Source organism: Microcoleus sp. Pol12A5, from assembly GCF_036701435.1.
GTDB lineage: Bacteria > Cyanobacteriota > Cyanobacteriia > Cyanobacteriales > Microcoleaceae > Microcoleus.
Genome location: NZ_JAUBQU010000288.1, coordinates 1 through 1,390, shown reverse-complemented (window position 1 = coordinate 1,390; position 1,390 = coordinate 1). Strand labels below are relative to the sequence as shown.

Annotated in this window: 1 protein-coding gene and 1 pseudogene; both read left to right on the top strand. The window is 48.1% G+C overall.

What is annotated here, in order from left to right:
• On the top strand, window positions 1-1,016 hold a 1,016-nt coding region (galT, locus tag QUA45_RS28800; protein WP_333223356.1), incomplete at its 5' end, for a galactose-1-phosphate uridylyltransferase.
• A 94-nt stretch (window positions 1,017-1,110) separates the two neighbouring features.
• Window positions 1,111-1,390 (top strand): annotated as a pseudogene (locus tag QUA45_RS28795) (M24 family metallopeptidase); the annotation flags it as partial.

Sequence of the window (1,390 nt, the reverse complement as noted above, 5' to 3'; positions counted from 1 at the left end):
AAGGTATCGCGGCCGTAAGTCCCAGCAATGAACCCGTAGAGGCAAACCCCCACTTTCGCTGGCATCCTTTGCGGGGGGAATGGGTAGCATACGCCAGCCACCGTCAGGGAAGAACTTTCATGCCGCCGCCGGAATACAACCCGCTGGCAGCGACAATTAACCCTAAGTTTCCGACAGAATTGCCGCCGGGAGATTACGATGTAGCAGTGTTTGACAACCGCTTTCCCTCGATGACTTTGCAAGCAAAAAACGCACCTGCAAATATTGTCGAAACTTTGCCAGCTAAAGGCATTTGCGAAGTCGTGGTTTTCACTCAAGATCCGCTGGCTTCCCTCGGTTCTTTGGAGTTATCTCACTTGGAATTATTGTTAGAAGTATGGGCAGATCGCACTTCAGTTATTGGCAGCAATCCAGAAATTGAATACGTCTTGCCCTTTGAAAATCGCGGTGTCGAAGTCGGAGTAACTTTGCACCATCCCCACGGTCAAATTTACGCTTATCCGTTCGTGCCACCGGTGCCGGCACGGATGTTAGAATGTCAGTCGGTTTACTATCAAAAAAACAGTAGCGGTTTGCTGCAAGATTTGATTCAAAAAGAGATTTCCGACAAACAGCGAATTATTTATTTAGACGAAGAGGCGATCGCCTTTGTCCCCGCTTGTGCCCGCTACCCTTACGAAGTGTGGATTGCCCCGATCGCCCCCGCTGCTACATTTATCGATTTGACGGAAAAACAGCGGCAATCACTCGCTAAGGCCTTAAAAACAGTCACCCTCAAATACGACGGTTTGTGGCATCGCCCGTTCCCTTATTTGATGGCTTGGTTTCAAGGACCCACAGACGGGAAACCCCATCCAGAAGCGCATTTGCACGCCCAATTTTATCCGCCCTATCGATCGAGCGATCGGCTAAAATACCTCGCAGGAACCGAACTCGCCGCCGGAATGTTTGCCAACGACGCTTTACCCGAAGAAAAAGCTAAAGAACTGCAAGCCGTATTTGTCAATATAAGCTGAAACCCATTTAATTTTTCAAGTAAAGTTTGATGCAATTATTGTGGGGTGGGCGTCCCGCCCGCCCAAAAAATACAATTTATATGCAAGAAAGCTAATGATAAACTCATTAAATCAAGAAGTCGATCTAAAACTCGAATTCATCCGCAAAGCCTTAACCGAAAAAAAAGCGCTCGCCCTTCGCTTGCGAGGCACTGACTGGTTTGCTTGGGCCACAGCCGGTGGTTCCCATACAGTATTGCTAACTGCAGAAACCGGAGTTGCAGAAATATTAATTACTGCCGAAAACGCTTGGGTTCTCACCGATGAAATCGAAGCTCAACGCTTGCAAGACGAGGAATTGCCAGCCAACTTTCAAATGTACATCTATCCTTGGG